This window comes from Desulfoplanes sp. PS50 (assembly GCF_053851535.1).
This window is the reverse complement of record NZ_JBSPZA010000005.1, coordinates 83,935-101,157: the sequence shown is the minus strand read 5'-3', so window position 1 is coordinate 101,157 and position 17,223 is coordinate 83,935. Positions and strand designations below refer to the sequence as shown.

General features: G+C 52.8%; 12 protein-coding genes, 1 tRNA gene and 1 riboswitch. Of the genes, 7 read left to right on the top strand and 6 right to left on the bottom strand.

The window, feature by feature from the left end; translation table 11 throughout:
• Positions 1–91 precede the first annotated feature (91 nt).
• Positions 92–535: a DMT family transporter gene (locus ACTVJH_RS03730; protein WP_455987596.1), complete on the top strand. Its 444-nt coding sequence runs from the start codon at positions 92–94 to the stop codon at positions 533–535.
• Between the two features lie 308 nt (positions 536–843).
• Complete coding sequence (locus tag ACTVJH_RS03725) at positions 844–2,091, top strand: ATP-binding protein (protein ID WP_455987594.1); 1,248 nt, start codon at positions 844–846, stop codon at positions 2,089–2,091.
• A gap of 281 nt (positions 2,092–2,372) precedes the next feature.
• On the opposite strand, the gene ACTVJH_RS03720 is transcribed toward ACTVJH_RS03725, so the two are convergent.
• Positions 2,373–3,677: a pyridoxal phosphate-dependent aminotransferase gene (locus ACTVJH_RS03720; RefSeq protein WP_455987592.1), complete on the bottom strand. Its 1,305-nt coding sequence runs from the start codon at positions 3,675–3,677 to the stop codon at positions 2,373–2,375.
• A gap of 474 nt (positions 3,678–4,151) precedes the next feature.
• Between ACTVJH_RS03720 and ACTVJH_RS03715 the strand changes: the two genes are divergently transcribed.
• Both ACTVJH_RS03715 and ACTVJH_RS03710 read left to right on the top strand, forming a co-directional pair.
• On the top strand, positions 4,152–6,755 hold the full coding sequence (locus ACTVJH_RS03715; protein WP_455987590.1) for a CHASE4 domain-containing protein: 2,604 nt from the start codon (positions 4,152–4,154) through the stop codon (positions 6,753–6,755).
• On the top strand, positions 6,752–7,120 hold the full coding sequence (locus ACTVJH_RS03710) for a response regulator (RefSeq protein WP_455987588.1): 369 nt from the start codon (positions 6,752–6,754) through the stop codon (positions 7,118–7,120). Before ACTVJH_RS03715 ends, ACTVJH_RS03710 begins: the two co-directional genes overlap by 4 nt.
• 299 nt (positions 7,121–7,419) lie before the next feature.
• Here the strand turns inward: ACTVJH_RS03710 and ACTVJH_RS03705 are convergent, their stop codons facing one another.
• Complete coding sequence (locus ACTVJH_RS03705) at positions 7,420–8,529, bottom strand: DUF6398 domain-containing protein (RefSeq protein ID WP_455987586.1); 1,110 nt, start codon at positions 8,527–8,529, stop codon at positions 7,420–7,422.
• Between the two features lie 186 nt (positions 8,530–8,715).
• On the opposite strand from ACTVJH_RS03705, the gene ACTVJH_RS03700 reads away from it, so the two are divergent.
• On the top strand, positions 8,716–9,462 hold the full coding sequence (locus ACTVJH_RS03700; protein ID WP_455987584.1) for an N-acyl homoserine lactonase family protein: 747 nt from the start codon (positions 8,716–8,718) through the stop codon (positions 9,460–9,462).
• Between the two features lie 139 nt (positions 9,463–9,601).
• On the opposite strand, the gene ACTVJH_RS03695 is transcribed toward ACTVJH_RS03700, so the two are convergent.
• Positions 9,602–9,677 (bottom strand) — tRNA-Thr (locus tag ACTVJH_RS03695).
• 79 nt (positions 9,678–9,756) lie between these two features.
• Positions 9,757–11,061 (bottom strand): phosphomethylpyrimidine synthase ThiC, encoded by a 1,305-nt coding sequence (gene thiC, locus ACTVJH_RS03690; RefSeq protein ID WP_455987582.1) that lies wholly within the window; start codon positions 11,059–11,061, stop codon positions 9,757–9,759.
• A gap of 289 nt (positions 11,062–11,350) precedes the next feature.
• A riboswitch (TPP riboswitch) is annotated at positions 11,351–11,448 on the bottom strand.
• Between the two features lie 593 nt (positions 11,449–12,041).
• On the opposite strand from thiC, the gene ACTVJH_RS03685 reads away from it, so the two are divergent.
• The gene (locus ACTVJH_RS03685; RefSeq protein WP_455987580.1) at positions 12,042–13,370 is read left to right on the top strand and encodes an APC family permease; all 1,329 of its coding nucleotides are present in this window, start codon (positions 12,042–12,044) and stop codon (positions 13,368–13,370) included.
• A 333-nt stretch (positions 13,371–13,703) separates the two neighbouring features.
• Positions 13,704–14,696, top strand: a complete 993-nt coding sequence (locus ACTVJH_RS03680; RefSeq protein WP_455987578.1) for a YheT family hydrolase — start codon at positions 13,704–13,706, stop codon at positions 14,694–14,696.
• 150 nt (positions 14,697–14,846) lie between these two features.
• On the opposite strand, the gene pgl is transcribed toward ACTVJH_RS03680, so the two are convergent.
• On the bottom strand, positions 14,847–15,605 hold the full coding sequence (gene pgl, locus ACTVJH_RS03675; protein WP_455987576.1) for a 6-phosphogluconolactonase: 759 nt from the start codon (positions 15,603–15,605) through the stop codon (positions 14,847–14,849).
• Positions 15,606–15,666: 61 nt separating this feature from the next.
• The gene (gene zwf, locus ACTVJH_RS03670; RefSeq protein WP_455987575.1) at positions 15,667–17,223 is read right to left on the bottom strand and encodes a glucose-6-phosphate dehydrogenase; all 1,557 of its coding nucleotides are present in this window, start codon (positions 17,221–17,223) and stop codon (positions 15,667–15,669) included.

Below are 17,223 nucleotides of genomic sequence, written 5' to 3'. Positions count from 1 at the left end.
AAGATTTTTTTATTTATATAACGCTTTGAAATACCAGCTAGAATTTAAAACCTAAAACCTAACACCTAAAACCTAAAACCGCTTTTCCCCCATGGAACTCGTCTATATCTTTATAACGCTCGTTGCCGGGTGTCTGATGCCCATCCAGCCCGGCATCAATTCTCTGCTTTCCGAGGCCACCAGCGGGCCGTACATGGCCTCCCTGATCTCCTTTGCCGTGGGAACCATGGCCCTGTTCATCTGGTGCCTGGTGTTCCGCTTTCCCTTTCCCACCATGCAGACCTTTGCCGAAGTCCCCTGGTGGTACTGGTCCGGAGGACTGCTCGGAGCCGTGTTCGTCACCGTCACGGTCATTGTCGCCCCAAGGCTCGGGGCGGTGAACATGCTCACCTACCTCATCGCCGGGCAGATGCTGGCATCCCTCATCCTGGACCACTACGGCGTGCTTGGCTTTCCCCATCAGGAACTCAACCCCTGGCGGGTTCTCGGGGTCATTTTCCTGATTACCGGGGTCGTACTGATCAAGAAATTCTGAACCAGATTCGGTTGGCCATATCACGTGTTTTGAAATCAAAGCCTGCTCAAGGGATATTTCTCCCATGCTAGAACCATAACTTCGATTTAAAAGTGTCTAGTTGTAAACGGGAATTAATTGCTGCTTTAATTATCCTATCTATCTGTAAATATTTGTGAATTTTTGAATTGACGATTGTTTTTTCGACAAATGAACGAAAATTTATTTACTATTGGTCGAATATGTTTCGACAATTAGACGGACTTTTATTTACGATTGGACGATAATAAATTTGCAAATAGCCGCTCAAATGATTACATAAAGATGCTATGAACAAAGATCTGCTGCATCCACGATACCTCCATCCACGAGTGCTGGAGGCTTTGGCCGACACACCGGTGCTCCTGATTCATGGGCCCAGGCAAAGCGGCAAGACCACGCTTGCCCGGTGGGTAGGTAAAGACCTCGGATTTTCCTATTTCACCTTTGATGATGATGTTCAGCGGGCTGCGGCTTTGGCTGATCCGATCGGCTATGTGGCTGATTTGCCCCACAGGGCGATTCTGGACGAGGTTCAGCGGGTGCCCCAGCTGTTCACTTCCCTCAAAGCGGCTGTCGATGAATTACGGGAACCCGGTCGTTTCATTCTGACAGGTTCGGCCAATATTTTTCTGGTGCCTACACTGGGGGATTCGTTGGCAGGGCGGATGGAGATCCTGCGTCTGCATCCCTTGTCCCAGGTCGAGTTGAAACGAGGAGAGCCCTGGTTTCTGGAGGCGTTATTCCAAACTTCTTTTCGGCCCGGTATTCCCGGGCACCGTCTGGGCTTGGAACTGGCCGAGCGGGTTGTTGCCGGCGGATATCCTGCTGCTCTGGCACGGGTTTCGTCTCGACGCAGGGCAATCTGGTATCGGGATTATGTAAAAACACTGATTCAGCGTGACATCCGCGATTTGGCCCAAATCCGGTCAATGGATGCTCTGCCTCGGCTTTTGGCGCTTGCAGCAGGGCAGACATCGACTCTGATGAACGTATCGGAAATGGCGGCTCCTTTTCAGATGAGTCGTCAGGCGATTCGTGACTATCTAACCCTGCTGTCGCATATCTTTTTGCTGGAAGAGGTGCCTGCCTGGCATCACAACAGGCTCAAACGACTGGTAAAAAGCCCCAAATTGCACATGGGTGATACTGGATTGGCCTGCACGCTGCTTGGGATGGATGCGCAAGCACTCTGGAAGGATCGTACCTTGTACGGACGTATGGTCGAGACATTTGTCTATCAGGAATTGCGCCGGCAGGAGGCTTGGCATGAAGATACCGTATCATTCAGCCATTTTCGGGACAAGGACAAAATCGAAGTGGATATGGTGCTGGAATCAGCAGGACGGATTGCCGGTGTCGAAATCAAGGCCGGGGCAACGGTCATGAATGATGATTTTAATGGATTGCGAAAGCTGCAGAAGGCAGCTGAGAACAGATTTGCCGCCGGGGTGATTTTATACGATGGCGACTCGTTGGTTTCCTTTGGCAGCAATCTATATGCCGTACCCATTTCCAGCCTGTGGAAGCAAGCATAGATCCCTGATAAATTTTGATGAGGTCCTCGCTGGAATCCTCCAGCAATGGTATGCAGATGACAGAATACAGACAAAGAAATTCTTGCATTTGAACAGAATATCTACGAAATTTCGGGTTATCTTAATATGGAATCGTTGTACGTATGCTCAGTTGTACAAACACAAAAAGGAGGCTTTCAAGCCTCCTTTTGTAATTGGTACATAATAGATAACAACGTATCTCTCGCTTTTACCGTTTACCCCCTTAAAACGTAACTCTTAAATCTTAACCCATTAGACTTTCACGCACTTGACTCCACATACGCCTTGACTGCCTTGCCGATGCGGTGCCAGGTATTGCGCCGTTTTTCGTCATCCGTTTCCAGCAGGGTGATCCTGAATCCCTGGCGTTTGCAGCAGAAGCCGGTAAGCGGGACCACGCAGATACCTTCGGATGCCAGCAGGTAATAGACAAATCGTTTGTCCACGGCCACGTTTTTGACCTTTTCTTCGACGTAATCCCTGATTTCCTGATTGGCCACCTTGAGTGTCTGGCGGTCGTTGAGGACATCCTCGTCAAAGAGCACGGCCATGTAAAAAGCCCCGTGGGGACGGGTCACATGGATGTAGTCGTACGAGTTGATGATCTCGAAGGCCTCGTTGGCCCGGGCCTCGAACATCTTTTTGCGGTGTTCAAGGTGATCGAGGTATCTGGGATCGCCAATAACCTTGGGGATGGAGTACTGGGGAAGACTCGTGGAACAGACCTCGAGCATCTTGGCGTTCAACAGGCTGGCGATATATTTCTGAAAGGCGGGATTCTTGTCCTGATTGAAGACCTCGATCCATCCGCACCGGGCACCGGGCCAGGGATATTCTTTGGAAATTCCACGCAGGGCCATGCCCGGAACATCGCCGATAACCTCGCTTAAATGGCAGGTTTCGGCCCCATTGAATACAATGTGGGCATAGATTTCATCGCAGACGATAAAAATGTCGTAGCGCCTGGCGATATCGACCATCTTTTCCAGAATTTCTCGTGGGTAGACAGCACCGGTGGGGTTGTCCGGATTGATCAACAGCAGCCCGGCAATGGAATCGTTGTATTTGACCTTGTTTTCCAGATCTTCCAGGTCGGGCATCCAATTGTTGTCCGGATTGAGTTCATAGGTGAGATGATCGTAGCCGGAATGCGCGGCCTCGGCCGAGGAATGGGTCGAGTAGGCAGGGGAAGGACCAATGACCCGGGCCTCTCTGCGGAGAAATCCGAAGATTTTGGCTACGGCGTCCCCGAGACCATTGTAAAAAACGATGTCTCTGGGGGTGATCTGGTGGCCGCCGCGCTTGTTGACCTGTTCGGCCAGAAATTCGCGGGCTTCCCAAACCCCTTCTGTTGCCACATAGCCATACGTTGTGTCGTCCTCGATCAGCTCCTTGATGATTTCTTTCATCCAGACAGGGAGCTTTTCCCCTTTCTCAATGGGATCTCCAATGTTTTCCCAGGTGATGGTGACCCCCATCCGCTGAAGCTCATGGGCAACCGCAACGATTCCCCTGATCTCATAGGTGAGTTGTCCCCATCCGACATGTTCAATATTTCTGCGCATGATACGGCCTTCTTGTTAGGAATGGAGGTGATGATTCAGTCCGCGATAGCCCGGTTCGACCCGGTTCGGTGCGTTCCAAACGTTTGATATGGGCAGAACGTGTAGCTCTCACCTGGCGCAAGAGCAAGAAAAAACACGACCGGGCTCGGTGGAAGGTCGGTAATGGAAACTGAATGGGTTTCACCGGGGCCGTGATTTTCACGGATGAGGAACATTTTCACGATCTGTCGTGCCTAAGCGGGGCAAACCGGCCATCATATTTTAGGTAATGAGAACAAATATGCCTTGATGGAGGGGGATTTTGAGCTTGTAAGCCGCCACGTGTCTTGGTACGAATCATGATGTGTGTGGGGAAGTGCAGGATATGCTTGCTCTTCGGGTGCGTTTCAGGGAGCTACACACTATCCGGTCATATATGTTTGTCTCGCATGCACGGATGAAACGGGATTCATGCATTCAAATGGATGGTTTTCCATGAAAGTTCGAACCAAGGCATTTGTCATTATCTGCATTACCCTCGCCCTTTTGGTCATCGTGTGCGTGGGGTTTTTTCAAACGGTCACCTACAACCGATTTGTGACTATTGAAGAACAGTTATTTGCCGCCTCCCTCGACCGGACCCATAATACCCTTGCCAAGGAATTCGACAATCTGGGAAAAATTGGAAGAGACTGGGGGAGCTGGGATGCGACCTATGATTTCATCAAGGATCTGAATCATGATTATATCACGGGGAATCTCAATTTTGAGTCGCTGCAAACCCTGGATGTGGATGCCATGCTCTTTGTTCATCCCTCAGGCAAAATCCGCTTTGCCAAGTGTTACGATCTGGCGGCCCATGAAGAAATGATTCTGCCGGAAAGTTTGTCCAACTTTTTTCAAAGCCGTGATTTTCATGCATGGTTTCATGACCGATCAATCACTCACCAGGGGTTCATCCGGGATGAAACAGGAAGAATCTGCATGTTCGCGGCTGTTCCCATTCTTGATTCGTCCGAAGAACTTCCAGCCAGGGGAATGTTTGTCGTGGCCCGTTTTTTCGACGCCGATCATGTGCAGGGGATCAGCAGGCTGCTCGAGGTTCCCATTGAGTTGGTTTCCCGGAATGATTCCGGCAGTTCTTTCGGAATTTCAGGTCCAACCTTGAAGGAATTCAACCAGGGCGATTCACTGGTTGAAAATATTTCCAGCGAACTGGCCAGGGGATACGTGCTCTTGCGGGATATTTTTCATGCACCAGTAGGCGCATTGCGGATCGATCTTGATCGCTCCATATCCCGACAGGGGCATCGGGCGGTTTGGTATGCGGCCGGTTTTTTCATTCTCAGCAGCCTGGTCTTTCTGGTGGTGGTTCTTGTCCTGCTCGATCGATCCCTGCTCAACCGCTTGAAATCAATCATCAGGCAGGTTCAATCCATTACCGAAAAGCGCGATGTCTCCACGCGCGTTGCTGTTTCCGGCAGGGATGAACTCGCCAATCTGGCAACCAACCTCAATGCCATGCTCTCAGCTCTGGAAGACGAGCAGCAAAAGAGAAAGGCGGCCGAGTCCGTACAGAAGATGCTCACCGCTGCCGTCGAGCAACTCGAGGATGATGTCGTGGTCATGGATTCTAAAGGGGCCATTGTTTACACCAATCCGGCTTTTACAAACAGAATCGGTGTGATCCGGGATAAAAATACCGGGCAGGCACAGGGGCTTGAAGATCTCTTCGATACGCCCCGTCTGGCAGAACAGGCCAGGCACACTGTAAGCTCTGGAGAATCATGGAACGAAACATGTCGTTGGCGCCGTAGTGATGGCAGTGACCTGGTTCTGGATGTGATGCTCGCTCCTGTCACGGACAGTGACGCACATGTCGTCAATTATGTGTGCATCCGACGAGATATCAGTGAAAAAGTGGAAATCGGCAAACGTTTGCAACTCTCACGCAAGATGGAGGCTCTGGGGTCTCTGGCCGGGGGCATAGCCCATGATTTCAACAATATTCTCACCTCGATTTCCGGATTCACCCAGCTGGTCGGTTTCAATGTGGACAAAAACTCCCGCTCCCATACCTATCTCGATCAGATCCTTGTGGCTGTAAAACGGGCCAAGGATCTCATCGATCAGATCCTTACCTACAGCGCACACAAGGAAGAACCTGGTTCCGTGACTTGTGTTCATCTGCCCACGGTCGTTAAGGAGGCCTTGAGTCTGGTCACGGTCTCCCTGCCTTCCAAGGTTGTTTTGCATCAGGAAATCGACACGGAGGTCCCTCCTGTTCATGCGGACTCCGGGCAGCTTCATCAGATCGTCATCAATCTGTGCACCAATGCCGGATATGCCATGAAGGAACACGGGGGCACTCTCGATGTCATTCTTCGTCGGGCAACCAGCGAGGACTATACCACCTATCATTTGTCTCCCCATCGATCCGGGTATGTCTGTCTCCAGGTGTGTGATACCGGGACAGGTATGCCGTCTGAGATACGAGAACGCATTTTTGATCCTTTTTTTACCACCAAGGAGCCGGGTGAAGGAACAGGGCTGGGATTGCCGGTCGTCCACAGTATTGTGACCCGGCTGGGTGGAATTATTCATGTAGCAAGTGAACCGGGAAAGGGATCGCAGTTTTCCCTGTTTTTTCCCATCCAAAGCGAGAGCGATATCGAGCAGAACGAAGCGTCGCTGGAAAACGTACCAGGGAGCAGGGAACGGATTCTTTTTGTGGACGATGAGCAGGACGTGATTTATGTGGCCAAAGAGATGCTTGAAATTCTCGGATACGATGTCACGGCAACCACTGACAGCCAACAGGCCTGGCAGTGGTTCAAGGAAGATCCAAAACGGTATGATCTCGTTATCACGGATCTGGCCATGCCCCATCTGGACGGCACGGAGCTGATCGAACGGATTTTTGCAGTAACCGACAAGGTTCCCGTGCTTATGTGTTCCGGGCATCTCGCGTCTTTTGATGTGAAAAAATTCGTTGACACAGGAATGGTCAGCACATTGAAGAAACCCTATTCGTCACAGGAATTGACCCGCGAGATGCAAAAGCTTTTACACCACCATCGTGAGGAGTACCCTAGATGACCCGAATTCTCATCATAGACGACGATCCCCAGATCCGTTTGATGCTCAGTGAACTTCTGGAACGTGAGGGCTATGAAATCTGTGCGGTTTCAAACGGTTTCGAGGCGTTGGAGCAATTCGCCACGAAGAAGCCGGATCTGGTCATAACCGACGTGGTCATGCCGGACATGGACGGTCTGGAACTCATGGTGCGATTGCGAAAGCAACAGCCCGATCTCAAGGTGATCGCCATTTCCGGAGGGGCACGCATCGGCCCCGACTCCTATCTGAAACTGGCCGACAGGCTCGGAGCGGACGCATCCATTGCCAAGCCCATGGATATTTTCAAACTCCTCGATACGGTCAAGACATTTGTAGCCGCCTGAAAATAACATGGCCGGAAAGGCTGTTGCAGACGAAAAAAGGGTTGCAGAAAAAATCTTCTGCAACCCTTTTTATCGTCCGGCAGACGTGTCAACCAACGGACGGCACGTCCGCCCTCCCGAAACAGGGATTTTTTTGCATCAAGAACCCAGGTGGCTGTGAACACCCGCTAAGGAGGAGATCGTCCGGCGTATCAGAGAAAGAAGGGATATAACCACGCTGTAGCCCCCCTCCCGTCGTTCAGGGAGGGGCTGGGGGAGGGTTTCAAGGTTGCAAAACGGGTGTTGAGGCAGAGGTATGCTTATTTTTTGAGCAACCACTGCCGATTGTCAGCCCCTATTTCCAGAATTTTTTTGATCTGGGAGGATTTCTTGCTTGTCGTGGATGAGGAGACCTTGAAATAGGTATGAATATCGACCGGCTGGATCGATCCTGTCTGGGTTGAACCGAGGATGCCATTGGCCTGTGCGAGTGCGTGGACAATGCCACTGGCCCAGGATTCCCGCTTACCCCTGTGAACCGGACAGGAGGCTTCCTGACAGAGTTCGGAGGCGGCAGTGAGGGTCAACTGCATGAAATCCTTGTCCATCCGATGATCACAGAATTCTTTCAGAAGGCCGTTGATCTCCTTGAGTACCTGACCCCTCTCCGGGGACAACCGAATGGGTTGGATGGTCTTTTGGGACTCTGTTTGATCGGGGCGAGATTCGCTGGTAGATTCATTGAGCTGCCGGGGCAATCCGACCTTGTGCCTGAGAACTTCCAGTCGATTGTGAATATCGAACATATCAGGAGGACAGAGAGCGAGAAGATTCTGGCCCACTGCCAGGGCGTCTTGATATTTTTCGCAATGGATCAGGGTGGTGAACAAGGTGTCCAGGGCCCGGAGATAGGGTCGGGCAACAGGTATTTCATGGACTCTGCCCTGCATGTTTTCGATTTCCGGTCCAAGCATCCGGGCACCCATATCTACGATCGCTTGCATCCTGGCGAGGATTTCTGCAGAATTGTTTTTCGAATTTTCAAAATCATACCGGGCCAGCCAGTTCTGTGCGTCGATATTGGACGGATCGTGTTCCAGGGCCTTGAGTGCCAATTGCTTTCCCCGCACAGCGTCCCTGGTGCCCATGGCCCGATAGGCCAGGATCTGGGCCTTTTCCAGAGGCATCTTGTCCACCCCGAGCAGAAGAGCGAGTTTGTCGAATCGCTTGGCCTCGAACAGCGACTTGATACGCGAAGTCACCACGGGAATGCTTTCCTGACCATGACGCAGACTATATATATACACGGATCTGAGGAGAAATTCCTGAAAGTATTTGCCCAGGCCATCGAGTACCGGGATGGCAGTGGCTTTTTTGCGAAGTCGTCGTTCAAGTGCCTTGTGCTGTTTGTTTTTTCTTTTCGAGGCCACGTAATCACTCCATTAGCTGCTTGATTCCATCACTAACTACGGGTTCGTACGGATTCGGATGACAATCCGTGCACAAAACGGCTCTCCTAACCTGTATGCCTTCAAAAATAAAGGGTTCAAAATTTAATCATTCATTCCAAAAAGATACAAAATAATCCATGCGTATACCACAACCAGGAGAACACCATGAGCGTTTTTCGCATCCATCCCATTGTCCTGGGAACCAAACAATTCGACAAGGGAATGATGACCTTTCAGCATGACTACGGCAGGCCGTTCACCATTCCCATTTATTCCTGGTACCTGGAAGGCGGAGACAAGAAGATTCTGGTGGATACGGGAGAGATGCACCCCATCCAGTCCGAGGAACGGGAGGCAGCCATCGGGGGGAAGATATATACCTTCGAGGAGGGGCTGGGACGATTCGATCTCACCCCCGGGGACATCGACATGGTCATCCATACCCATCTGCACAACGATCATTGCGAAAACGATTACAAATGTGAAAACGCCCGATTTTACGTGCACGAAAAGGAACTCGAGCGCATCCATGATCCCCACCCCCTGGATTTCAGATATCTGGAGGATTATATCGAAGACGTGGAGGAAAACGGGCAGATCGAGGTTCTCACTGAGGATCGGGAGATCGTGCCCGGGGTCCGCATGGTCCATACCCCGGCCCATACCCCGGGAGGGATGAGCGTTTTCGTGGAAACCGGACAGGGAACCGCTGTGATCACCGGGTTCTGTTTGATCATGGAAAACTTCTTTCCCCCGCCTGCGATCACCGGCATGGAGATGGAGGTCATTCCCCCGGGAACCCACGTCAATGCGTATGAGGCCTATGATATTGTCAAAAAAATCAAGGAGAGCGCGGACATCATCATCCCCCTGCACGAACCCTCATTCGCCACGGGAGAACCCATCGGATAGGGACGCGTCCGGGCGTCTGATCTGAAAATGAATGCGTCCAAAAACTACCCCACAAAATACCCCAGTCACGAGTCAAAAACTACCCCGGTGGGGTAATAACAAAAAAAGCCCCTGAAAAATCAGGGGCTTAAAATGTCGATGGAGCCGGGCATCGGACTTGAACCGACTACCTACGCTTTACGAGAGCGTTGCTCTACCAGATGAGCTAGCCCGGCGAAAATCGAAGAAAAGCTGATAGCCAAGACCTGGTTCAAGGTCAAGTACAAAGTTTCGGCATCGATTTTTCCGGCATGATCAATCGTCCAGCTGGATGTCCTTGCCCGCCAGGACGCGATTCATGTTCCTGACCGCACACATCTTCCCGCACATGGAGCAGGAGTCCGTGTGCTCGGGAAGGGAGGATTCCCGGTATTCCCGGGGACGTTTGTCATCCAGCGAGAGTTTGAACATGGCTTCCCAGTCCAGGTCGGCTCGCGCCCGGCTCATGGCATCATCCCATTTCCGGGCACCCGGGATGCCTTTGGCGATGTCCGCTGCATGGGCGGCAATACGCGTGGCAATGATTCCCTCCCGCATGTCCTCGAGGGTGGGCAGGCGGAGGTGTTCGGCCGGGGTGACATAGCACAGAAAGTCAGCGCCGTGATGGGCGGCGATAGCACCGCCGATGGCAGCGGTGATATGGTCGTATCCCGGAGCCACGTCCGTGACCAACGGGCCGAGCACATAAAAGGGGGCTCCGAAGCAGAGCCGTTTTTCCATCATCATGTTTCCGGGAATCTCGTTCATGGCCATGTGTCCCGGTCCCTCGATCATCACCTGGACATTGCGTTCCCAGGCTCGCTTGGTCAATTCTCCCAGGGTGATGAGTTCCTGTATCTGGGAGGCATCCGTGGCATCGTGCAGACACCCGGGACGACACCCGTCCCCCAGACTCAGGGTGACGTCATGCTGTTCGCACAGATCCAGAAGACGGTCATAGTGCTCGTAAAAGGGATTTTCCGCATCGTTTAATTCCATCCAGGAAAAGAGCAGGGACCCTCCCCGGGAGACGATATTCGTGATCCGGTCCTGCTTTTTGACCTTTTCCGCAGCAGCCCGGTTCAATCCTGCATGGATGGTCAGAAAATCCACCCCGTCGGCAATGTGCTGCTCCACGACCCTGAAGAATTCATCCACGGTGATGTCCTGCAGATTTTTGTCGTAGAATCCCACGGCATCGTAGATGGGCACGGTTCCGATCATCACCGGAGACATCTGCACCAGTCGCTGTCTGAATTCCGCTGTCTTGCCGTAACAGCTTAAATCCATGATCGCTTCGATGTTCATGTCCAGTGCCGCTCTGACCTTGTCCAATTCCGTTTCCAGATCATGACAGTCCTTGGAGATCCCCAGATTGACATTGACCTTGATGCGCAACCCCTCGCCAACGCCTTCACCTTTCAGACCAGAATGATTTTTGTTGGCGGGAATGATTGCCGTACCCCGTGCCATGCGTTCCATGAGATCCTCGACCCGCAGGTTCTCCTTGGCGGCTACGGTGTGCATCTGGGGGGTGACAATGCCCTTGCGGGCGGCATCCATTTGGGTGGTAAAGGACATGGCAGACTCCTGAAAGGGTAGAGGTTGCGCAGGGATAGATGAAACAGCTGGAAACATGGACGCACAGATCATGCTGGAGCGCAGGGATATCCCTGAACCACATGCATCGAGTGCATGAAAGCGAGGCGTCACACAGGCAGGGGGGAAAGCGAAAAGAGGTCCGGATACAGATTGTCCAAAGAGGGGGGGGCGATGCTGGTCAAAGAAAGTGAGAGGAAAACGAACTGGTTCTTGATGAATTCCCCAAAAAAAAGACTTGCCTCAGGGCAAGTCCGGTTCATGGCATGACAATGTCTGCAACCGGCTTTCCTACGACAGCATTACCTGTATCAGGTCCAAGGGTCGGGCCGTGCCCTTCTCAGCCTTGCGGCTCCCCTAGCCAAAAAAAACTTCATGTCACGGCGGCACGACCTTGTAAAGAACGATCTGTGACTCCAAGACTCATTTGGGCTCATGCAACTACCTGAAATATGATGGCCGGCTTGCCCCGCTTGGGGTGGTTTGAAACTCTCTCGCCGGCCTCGTACCATCAAGCCGTTGCTTCATGAAAACAAGCCGTACGGGCAAGATGTCAGGCAACGGCTTGATGAACGATGCCTGGCTCGCTCAGACAGTCAAACCGCCCCAAGCGGGGCAAGCCGGCCATGAGAACAAATCAGCCCTGTTTTGCAAGGGCACATTTTTTCTCTACGCTTACAACTCCCTGACGGGCATGGAAAAAGGTTCTGGACATTCAACCGGGAAGGGCGCAAAAAAACCCGGTTTATAATCTGTTGTCCTCTTACGTGCAGAGGGATGGCCCGCTTTCTGGTTCATGCATTTCAGAGCGATCGGCTTTGACTGGTTGGTGCGCACCACGTTTGCCCTGTCTCTATAGGCCCTGACGGTTAAAATGTCGTAGGCTGGGGAAAGACGGCAGGGGAATGGTGAACAGCCGGTGAAAATCTTGGCTTTGATCAACAACAAGGTGTGACAACGTTATGCAACAAGATCTGCAGAAAAAGTACGGATTCTGGACAGCAACCGCCATGGTTGTGGGGATCGTGATCGGCTCGGGAGTGTTCTTCAAGGCGGATGACGTGCTCAAGGCCTCCGGAGGCGATCTGGGTACGGCCCTTTTCGCGTGGCTGATCGGTGGTTCGATCATGGTGGTCACTGCCTACGTGTTCTCGAAAATCGCCACACGTATCGAACGGGTCAACGGTGTGGTCGATTATTTCGAAGAGGCCTACGGTAGGAAGGCCGGTTATCTGGTGGCCTGGTTTCTGACCTTCATCTACTACCCCACCCTGGTGGCGGTTCTGGCCTGGGTCTCTGCCAATTATACCGCCGGCCTCATCGGGATGCCCGATTCCGTGTGGATCATCTCGGCCGTCTACCTGACCGGCTTTTTTCTGCTCAATTATTATTCCCCTGTGCTGGCCGGGAAATGGCAGATCACCTCCACGGTCATCAAACTGATCCCCCTGGCATTGGTGGCCGTTGTGGGCGGCATTGCCGGGCTCACCAGCGGACAGACCCTGGAAAACTTCACCCAGGCCGCACAGACCGTTTCCAGCGGAGGCGGCCTGGCCGTCGCCACCCTGTCCACGGCCTTTGCCTACGAGGGCTGGATCATTGCCACCTGCATCAATGCGGAACTCAGGGACTCCAAGCGGACCCTGCCCAAGGCCCTGGTGGTCGGGACCATTGCCGTGGTCTGTTTTTACATGCTGTACTATATCGGTATTTCCGGGGTGCTGACCAACGATCAGGTCCTGGCCGAAGCGGACGCCGCCCCGGTCAGGGTCATCGCCCTGATCTTCGATCGACTCAGCGGGACCGTGCTCACGGTATTCGTGATCATCTCCTGTCTGGGAACGCTCAACGGTCTGATCATGGGCTCGGCCCGGGGAATGTATTCCATCGCCTCCCGGAAGATGGGTCCGAAATCCGAATTCTTCAGCGTGGTCAATCCCCACACCAACAGCACCATTCATTCCGCCCTGTTCGGATATGTCCTCTCCTGCATGTGGCTGGTGGTCTGGTACGGGAATTTCGCCGGATGGTGGGGCCAGTTCATGGACATCTCCGAACTGCCCATCGCCTTTCTCTATGTCATCTACATATCCATCTACATCTGGGTGATGCGGACCTTCACGGATCTGGGCGGATTCAGCCGCTACCTCTGTCCCCTCCTGTCGGGAGCGGGTTCCCTGTACATCATCTGGGGGGCGATCCAGAAGGACATGTTCATCCATTTCCTGGTCATTTCCCTCATCATTCTGGTCCTTGGATACATGTTCATGAACGAGAAAAAGATCCGGTAGCCAGGACACGTTTGTTCTCATGCATGAAATATGATGGCCGGCTTGCCCCGCTCTGGATGGTTTGACTGTCTGAGCGAGCCAGGCATCGTTCACCAAGCCGTTGCCTGACATTTTGCCCGTACAGTTTATTTTCATTGAGCAACGGCTTGGTGGTACGAGGCCGGCGAGAGAGTTTCAAACCGTCCAGAACGGGGCAAGCCGGCCATGAGAACAACTCAGCCCTGCCGATAGGCGTTCTTCTATTGTTTTTTGCGGCCAAGCGTCTTACAGGGGCTGTTCGGGATAATCCGCCCGGCGGCCCCCTTGTTTTGACCTTTTGCACCTTACCCGACCATGCCTCTTCTACCCATTCCTGATTACAGACCAGTCTGGCCGTTGACCAACGGCCATGTGCACACCGTATTCCCCACATTGTTCAGACCCACGCCGGTAAACGCTCCCCGGCGTGAGCGCATCAACACCCCGGATGGTGATTTTCTCGACATCGATAGACATCGCGCTCCGGGAAACAATTCCCACACCGTGGTTGTCATCAGCCATGGTCTCGAGGGGAACGCTCGAAAAAAATATCCCCTGGGCATGGCAAGGGAGATGAACCGTATCGGGTACGATGCCGTATGTCTGAATTTCAGAGGGTGTTCCGGGGAGCCCAACCGGTTGCTGCGTCTTTACCACAGCGGGGTGACCGATGATCTGCACACGGTCATCTCTCATATGCTCGATCAGGGAGAATATGACCATGTGCTGCTGGTGGGATTCAGTATGGGGGGTAATCAGACCCTCAAGTATCTGGGTGAAGACCCGGGCATGGTTCCCGATGAGGTCAAAGGGGCAGTCGTGTTTTCCGTGCCCTGCGATCTGGCCGGATCATGTAGGATGATGGGGAGGCCGGCAAACCGATTGTACATGGAATATTTCATGAAAGGACTCCGGCAGAAGGTGCGGACCAAAGCAGCCATGTTTCCGGACATGGTCGATACAACAGGGCTCGATGCCATCCGAACCTTTTCCGTGTTCGACGACCGGTACACGGCCCCTTTTCATGGTTTTGAAAGTGCCGAAGATTATTATCACAAGGCATCCTGCGACCAGTTCCTTCAAAATATCCGCATTCCAACCCTCATTGTTCAGGCCAAAGACGATCCTTTTCTTTCGTCTTCATGCTATCCCGTAGCCAAGGCACAAACAAACCCGGATCTCTTTGTGGAGATACCCCGGTATGGAGGTCATGTGGGCTTTCATTTACCCGGTAAAGACAATGTCTATTGGCTGGAAAAACGGGCGGGGGCATTCTTTCGAGAAGTACTGTCCGGCGCTGTATCCTGATCTGAAAATCATACAGATAAAAAAATCCCGCAGTCATGTACATGCATGCGGGATTTTTTTTTGATTCCTACAGGATACCTGTTCAGGCGCGTTGTATGTCGATTCAACAGGCTGAATGTTAAAAAGTTGAGAAAGTATAACCGGATAGTGTTATCGCACAATCAACCAGAACAACTCGTTATCCGCTCCAATGCGGCCCGCTGGAAGCAGGGTCCGTTGATTTGAGGAGAAGACTCTTTCCAGGGCTGCGTCCTTGCCCTTGGCCTTAACGAGAAAGATTACCGTCCTGGCCGTGGAAAGCAGAGGGAGTGTCATGGTCAGCCGGGGAATGCGGGGGGGGATTTCCGGGCTGGGGACCGGAAGCACCCACCGTCTGGTCTCAAGGGCCGGAGACCCCGGGAAGATAGACGCTGTATGGCCGTCCGGGCCCATGCCCAGCAGAACCACGTCAAAGCTGGGAAACATGAGGGGACCGCTCTGATCCCATGCGGCGGGAAAAGCAGGTAAACCAAAAGAGCCGGCTATGGTATATTCATAGTTTTGCGCGGCCAGTTCAGGGTTTGTGGATTCACCGTGCATGCGATGGATATTTTTGGGGCCGAGGCGAACCCTGTTCAGGAATGTGGAGGCAGCGAGTCCATAATTGCTCTTTTCCGAGGAAGCCTCGACCATTCGTTCATCACCCCAGAAAATTTCCGTTTGTTCCCAGGGAATATCCAGGGGATTCTCGGCATCGGCAAATCGTCGGTACAAGGGAACGGGCGAATCTCCTCCAGAGAGAACCAGCCGGAAGACGCCGTTTCTGGTCACACAATCCCTGGCTCGTCGTGCGATAAGTTCACCGGCAAAATCGACCATTTCATCGGAGTGGGAAAAGGAGAGTCGCTGATAGGATGCTGGGGTGTGCATGAGAGGTGCTCCGTGTTGCCTGGATACTGTCATGGTCTGTGGAACAGGATGCGGATACGGGTCACGGTCTGATCCGTGCGGCCTCCACAGGGCCGTTGGTTCCTGCCGGGTAGGGATGGATCTTCTTTCTGTACTCCGGACAGTCGCATTCCTTGAGGATGGGGGTCAGAAAGCTCCAGCAGAGTTCCACGGCGTCCTGACGCCAGAACAGGGTCTGGTCCCCAAGCATGCAGTCAAGAAGGATTTTTTCATAGGCATCCAAGAGGGGGCCTTCATATCCCTGGGTGTAGTCGAAATGCATGGTCACGGGACGCAGGCAGATTCTGGTTCCCGGGGCCTTGGTCTGAAAGGTTAGATCAACGCATTCATTGGGATGAATACCCAGGATGAGCCTGTTGGCAGCGATATGTTCCCCAAGGAGGTGTTCCCCAAGGAGGTGGTGAAACATGGAACAGGGAACCTCCTTGAACTGAACCGCGATTTCGGTGCGTTTTTCGGTCATGCGTTTGCCTGAAGTGAGCAGGACGGGCACACCCTGCCAGCGCCAATTGTCGATAAACACCTTCATCTTCGCATAGGTCGGGGTCATGGACCGACCAGGTACACCGGGTTCGTCGACATATCCGCTCACGGGCTTGTCCTGGACGATTCCGGATGTGTACTGACCGAGTACCAATTGTTCATCGATCCTGTCCACCGGAAAGGGACGCAGGGCACGATAGACCTTGGACCGCTCGTCCCTGACCCGTTCGGATTCAAAGAGCGAGGGCGGTTCCATGGTGCACAGGGCCAGAAGCATCATCATGTGGTTTTGAAACATATCCCTGAGCACCCCTGCCTGATCATAATACCCGGCTCTGTGCTCGACCCCCAGGGTTTCCGAAGCGATTATCTCGATATGATCGATATAGCTTCTGTTCCAGATCGGTTCAAATATGGCGTTGGCAAATCGAAGCATGAGCACGTTTTGCACGGTCTCTTTGGCCATGTAGTGGTCAATCCGGAATATCTGATGTTCCTTGAACCAGGCATGAAGGGTGCGGTCCAGTTCCCTGGCGGTTTCCAGATCCCTGCCAAAAGGTTTTTCCACGACCAGTCTGATCCGGCCGTTGCCGTCCATATGCTCTCTGGAAAGACCGACCTGGCCGAGATGGGTGGCAATGGTGGCATAACTTGTCGGGGGTACGGCCAGATAAAAGAGCATATTGCCGTGGGTTGTTCGACCCGGGTCCAGGGCCTGAAGGGTTTGTTTCAGATGTTCATAATCTTTCAGCGAGGTGTAATCGAGTTGCACATAGGAAATGGATGCGGCCAGAACCTCCCACACATCTGTTGCCATGTCCTGTTCGGAGGCCAGACTCGATCGTATTTTTTCACGAAAGGTAAAGGATGAGAGATCGGATCGCCCGACACCAAGGATCAATAAGGGCTGGGCCATGGTTTTGCTGCGAACCAGGTTATAGACAGCGGGGAAGACTTTACGCGCAGAGAGATCTCCAGTGGCCCCGAAGATGACCAGGGTCAATGGTTCACTGACTGACTCGATGGTACAGGTGGAGGAGATTGTTTCTGAAGTGGGTTCCGGGGTGATGATAGGGTTGTCATCTCTGGTATGCAT